At 42.0% G+C, this 5,415-nt stretch carries 7 protein-coding genes; all 7 read left to right on the forward strand.

Features of this window, described 5'->3' with window-relative positions; translation table 11 throughout:
* A partial coding sequence (locus tag ACEW9J_RS20655) for a type II secretion system protein GspD (protein ID WP_373546974.1) occupies window positions 1–658 on the forward strand: 658 nt, incomplete at its 5' end.
* 60 nt (window positions 659–718) lie between these two features.
* On the forward strand, window positions 719–1,354 hold the full coding sequence (tmk, locus tag ACEW9J_RS20660; RefSeq protein WP_373546975.1) for a dTMP kinase: 636 nt from the start codon (window positions 719–721) through the stop codon (window positions 1,352–1,354).
* 93 nt (window positions 1,355–1,447) lie between these two features.
* The gene (gene pilM, locus ACEW9J_RS20665) at window positions 1,448–2,563 is read left to right on the forward strand and encodes a type IV pilus assembly protein PilM (protein WP_373546976.1); all 1,116 of its coding nucleotides are present in this window, start codon (window positions 1,448–1,450) and stop codon (window positions 2,561–2,563) included.
* A gap of 4 nt (window positions 2,564–2,567) precedes the next feature.
* Window positions 2,568–3,530 (forward strand): PilN domain-containing protein, encoded by a 963-nt coding sequence (locus ACEW9J_RS20670; protein WP_373546977.1) that lies wholly within the window; start codon window positions 2,568–2,570, stop codon window positions 3,528–3,530.
* Entirely contained in the window at window positions 3,527–4,297 is a 771-nt protein-coding gene (locus ACEW9J_RS20675; RefSeq protein WP_373546978.1) for a pilus assembly protein, read from the forward strand. The genes ACEW9J_RS20670 and ACEW9J_RS20675 overlap by 4 nt, the downstream gene beginning before the upstream one ends.
* 121 nt (window positions 4,298–4,418) lie before the next feature.
* The gene (locus tag ACEW9J_RS20680; protein WP_373546979.1) at window positions 4,419–4,946 is read left to right on the forward strand and encodes a hypothetical protein; all 528 of its coding nucleotides are present in this window, start codon (window positions 4,419–4,421) and stop codon (window positions 4,944–4,946) included.
* 79 nt (window positions 4,947–5,025) lie between these two features.
* A complete protein-coding gene (locus tag ACEW9J_RS20685) occupies window positions 5,026–5,256 on the forward strand; it encodes a hypothetical protein (protein ID WP_373546980.1) in 231 nt (76 codons plus the stop codon).
* Window positions 5,257–5,415: the final 159 nt, after the last annotated feature.

The following is a 5,415-nucleotide window of genomic DNA, read 5'->3' on the forward strand; positions in this document are numbered from 1 at the left end:
GATAACGGCTGGTGCTCCTGCTGTATATACTTATGCAGTGCCTTCTAACTATCAAGTTCCTAGCAAATTTCTTTCAACACTTCAAGCTCAAATTGTGAGTGGTAACGGCAAGATTCTGACAGATCCGACCTTAGTCGTTCAAGAAGGTCAAAAATCGACGGTTAATTTGACTCAAGATGTTTTTGGGGGATTTGAAACTACTAGCGTAGCCGGAACTGGCGCGGTTACTAGTAATAGAAAGCCCATCATCAATAAAGCAGGTTTAACTTTAGATATTACGGTCAATCGTATTGATGATAACGGATATGTTTCGGTGGCAGTTGCGCCTACTGTGAGTTCGATCGGAAACACTATTACTACAGCCGACGGCGAAATTAGTTTGCTACAGTCGCGGACGATGAACTCTGGTGAAATTCGTTTGCGCGATGGTCAAACGTTAATTTTATCGGGAATCATTCAGCAATCCGATCGTACTAGTGTTTCTAAAGTGCCAATTCTAGGGGATCTGCCGATTCTCGGTGCTTTGTTCCGTAGTACTAACAAAACCAATCAACGTCAAGAAGTTGTCATGCTATTAACGCCGCAAGTTCTCAGCGATACTCAAGGTCAGGTGAATTACACTCCTGGCGTTGATGCTCGATTAATGATCGGAAAATAATTCAACTTTAAAACAGCATCGATCGTTAAGATCGATGCTGGTAATTACCAGATATACCGTATGTTTTTTGCTTTTGAAGGGATTAATGGTTGCGGGAAATCTACTCAGGTAGATGCTATTTACGCACAATTGTGGGAGCTTGGTTATCAAGTAGCTAAAGCTAAAGAACCGAGTACGCTAGGAGATCGAATTAGGGACTTATTAATTGAAAAAAATAATATCAGTGATAAAACAAGATTATTATTGTTTGAAGCCGATCGAGCTGAGAATTTAGATAAGAACATTCGACCAGCTCTGGCTGAGAGTAAGATTGTCTTGTGCGATCGATATACAGCTAGCACGATCGCTTATCAACGATATGGCAATAATCTCGACGCATCACTGATTGATTCCCTAAATGAAATCGCAACTGATAATTTACAACCAGATTTGATGTTTTGGATCGATACTCCTCTGAAAGTATGTAGAAAACGCAATGAGCAAAGAGATGACAAGTCTACTCGGCATATTTATGATGAGTCTTTCTTGAGTCGAGTTAGGTTTGGTTATAGTCAGATAGCCAAAGAATTTCCTAGCAAGATGATTAGAATTGATGGCAATCAGTCTGTCCCCCAGGTATCGACTCGGATATTAAGTGCGATTAAAAGCTATATGATTGTTAGCAAATCTCGAAATTCAATTTCCGACCATTTTTAATGGTAAAATTTACTATCGTATTTGTTTTTACAATATTTTAAAAATAAATACGGAGTGTTGCGATGTATTCTAGACTGTGAGTAATAAATCAAAATGCTGAATCGATTAAAAAGTCTATTTTCAAAGAGTGGCACTGGGGTAGCAATCGAACTTGGTTCCGAGCGGATCAATATCGCTCAACTTCAGAAAAAAGGTGCGGCTGTAACAATCGTACATCTCTGTTCTGCTGAAGTTCCTGAAGGTTTTTTTGAGGAAGGGCGAATCATTAATGCTCAAGAATTAGGCGACTTAGTGCGGACGACGTTAAGTCAGAATAAGATTACAGCTACTTACGTTGCAACTTCAGTGCCAACGCGGGAAGCAACGATCAAGCTGATTCCGCTACCAGTCGAGCTAAACGATCGAGAATTACGAGATCTGATCCTTCACCAAGAAGCAGCATTACATCTGCCATATCCGCGTGAAGAAGTCGATCTTGACTATCAAAAACTCGATTTAGTTACCGACGAAGACGGATTGGATAAAGTGCAGGTAATGCTGGCTGCAACTCGCAAGGAAGTTACTGATAGTTATCTTGAAACTTTTCAGTATGCTGGCTTACAAGTGAAAGTGCTAGAGATTAGCAGCTTTGCCGTCCTCAGAACGATTAAAGAACAATTGCGCCAATTTGCACCTCAAGACGCAGTAGTGCTAGTCGATATTCAATTTGATTGTACCGAAATCGCGATCGTCGTCAATGGTATTCCTCAATTCAATCGCACCGTTCCAATTGGCACTTTTCAACTGCAAGAAGCCCTTAGCAGTGCGATGAATTTGCCCTTAAATAGGAATTCAGAAGTCTTGCAAGAGATTACAATTCCCGATATGTCGGCAAATAATATCGACGAGCGTAGTCAAGGTATGACTAGTGTTAATCCAGGAATGGGGGCAATGATGCGAATTTTGGTAGAATTGGCTGATGAAGTTCGTCGCAGTATTGACTTTTACATGAGTCATAACGGCCAAAAGTTCAAACTCGAACAATTACTTCTTGCTGGGCCAGGGGGTGGTTTGGGACAACTCGACCTCTTTTTTACTCAACGATTGAATATTCCTGCCATTCAAATCGATCCGATTAGCGGATTGGGCTTGATGCCAGAAATGGATATTCCCAACGGTCAACGCCCCGGACTAGCAGTAGTTCTGGGATTAGGAATGCGCGAGATATAACAACATGTACAGTCTAGATATTAACTTACTCCGCGAACGCTCTGAAGATGAAACAGGTGTTCTTACCGACTTCAGTACTAACACGGTCGCGGTGCCTACCAAATATGACAAACTGCCGTTATTTATCGGGATTGGCGCGGCTGCGCTGGCTTTGATGGCTAGTGGTGGTAGTTGGTTTTGGTCTAATCAGCAGTTCGGTCAACTCGAAGCCAAACAAAAAGACTTAGATGCAAAACTTGGTAGTCTCAAAGCTCAAGATGCCCGTTTAGCACAACTTACGAGCGAGTTTCGTCAAGTTAGTGACGAAACTCAATCGCTAGCTAGTGTCTTTAATCAAGTTCAGCCTTGGTCGGCTGTATTGCAAGATTTAAGAGAAAATGTGCCTCAAGGAGTACAAATCTCCAGTGTTACTCAAACAGAATTTAGACCAGTGGTGCCAGTGGTTCCAGTAGCTCCTGTAACAGGAGCACCTAAAGGTGGTTTGCTTGACAAAATTCGCACTCCTCCCAACCCAGAGGCTGCTGCCAAGCCTGCGACATCAGTAGCTAGTCCGATCGCAGCCGCGCCAATCGTACCTGTTGCTATTGCTGGTACGAGTGCAGTTGCTATGCTGCCAGCAGATGTGCCGAGTAGTAAACTGGAAATTACTGGTAAAGCTAAATCTTTTGATGAAGTCAATAATTTCATGTTGACACTTAAGCAATCAGCCTTTTTCAATCCAGAAGAGACTCAGTTAGTCTCGGCTAGTTTGGTTCAAGGAGGGGCGTTGTCTGTTATCGATTCACAGATGACAAATACGAACAACTCACGCCGTCTTGAGCTACCAAAAACAGTTGCTTATACGATCCAAACAACGCTGAAACGTGTTCCGGCTACGGCATTGATGAATGAATTGGATCGTAAAGGTGCCGTTGGATTGGTAACTCGACTTAGAAGTCTTCAACAATATCAGGTGATTAAACCATGACATATAATAGTGAGTTTATCGAGAGCGAGTTAGTTACTAACACTTCTTTTGTCACTGCGCCAGCATATCCATCGATCTTTGGTGTTACATTTAATCCGATTGCGATCGGTTCCTGTATTGCTGTGGCGGGAATGGGACTTTCTGGATACTTGTATTTGAATTTCGTGCAACCGCAATCGACTAAAAATCAGGAGCTAGAAACTAAGCTAGCTCAGATTCAAGACCAGATTCAACAGCGTAGAAATACAGCAACTCAAATTGCTGCTGCCGAGCGTAATTTAGAACGCGCTAATGTCCAGAAGAAGCTAGTAGTGGGACTATTTGCTAGCGATAAAAAACTGGATACGCTTTTGCTCGACCTTAATAAATTGGTTAATATTCGTAATGGAGAGTTGCAAGGGTTTAGACCAGATGTGCCTGTTGCGGGTACTGGGAGTAGCGGTGCTGCCGTGGTTGCGGATAGTTCGCTAGGTGCAGCTTTGAACAATAAGATCAAACGCAAAGGCGTACAAGTTGATGTCAAAGGTAACTTCGACCAACTTCAGTCGATCTTTCGCACGATCGAAAGACTGGATCAATTACTTCTGGTTAAAGAGTTTCGAGCGATAGTTCCCGATCCTCAAAAAGCAGTTTTTAACGCTCAGGGTAAACCTATCGTTCAGCCCGAAGCCCCAATTAGCATATCTTTCAAAATTCAAGCCTTGATTCCGATGACACCAGCAGAACAAGCTGCGGCACTACCTTTACCATCGGCAAGACCGAAGTAATAGTTTTCAAGTCCGATCTACAGGAGATCGGACTTGAAATTTTTGGATAGTTAAGATCGCTACTCTTTCGACTATTTCATCTAATCATTAGCTCTGTCACTTATCGATCGTCATTTATTCTATGCCCTCACACATTTTTGCTCAAGAATTTTCTGCCGAACTCAAGGATGAAGTCGTTTCGATCGACAATAAGAGTGGAGATATTATCATCAAGGGTCGGATATTCCAGCAAGACCCGACCGATCCTAATGCATATATCGACACTGAGCTAGCCGGATTTTTGTGTCGGTTTCCCAACGAAGGGGATTATTGGGAGTTTAGCGGTGATGGTGACTATGTTTGGTATATTGGTACGTTTGCCGAAGTTAGCAAAGATCTTTGTAAATATTGGAAACCACAGCCAATGAGTTACGAAAATACAATTTTATTTAACCTACGCAAAAAGTTTCACTCTATTCGAGAAGGCGATCTAGTTAGCCTATCGAGTCCATACGTTCCGACTTATGGAGAGGTTGTAGCATGGCATCCAGAAATTGAAGGTCAACAAGAAGCTTTTTCTTATCGATCGCCGAATGGAATAGTTCGGGTTACTCTGGAAGATTGGCTGATGAATATGTGGGAAATTAAGCGTAAAGAAGAACTAGTCTAGATTCTCGGACTGAATCTTTCATAGTGGTAGATAGTAATATTTTGTGACGATTTAATCCTAAACAACCAATTTTAAACTTATGTCAATTCAGTCTGTTGAAACTTATCAAGATTTTGACTTGTTATCCGATGAGAAGCCTTGGATAGGTGGTGTGATATTTATTGATAATCAAAAGCATATTATTACTAAAGTTCTCGACCATCGAGTTTACCATAATGTGGGAGATGGAGATGTCGAAGGTTTTAATCCAGATTTAGTTGACGATCAGGGATGGATGCGCTATCGAGTGATTGCCGAAAGTGTAGATTGACATTCTCCCACCTCTAAGGTGACATCCTCCACACACCTCCCGAAGCGGGTAGGTGTGGGCTTCCTATCAGAGACTCCGAAGAATCTGGATAGCTTCCTTAGAGGTATCATTAGTAATAGAAGCTACTATCACAATGCCACCTTTACGGCGTTTTATAGT

This window comes from Chamaesiphon sp. (genome assembly GCF_041737865.1).
Classification (GTDB): domain Bacteria; phylum Cyanobacteriota; class Cyanobacteriia; order Cyanobacteriales; family Chamaesiphonaceae; genus Chamaesiphon.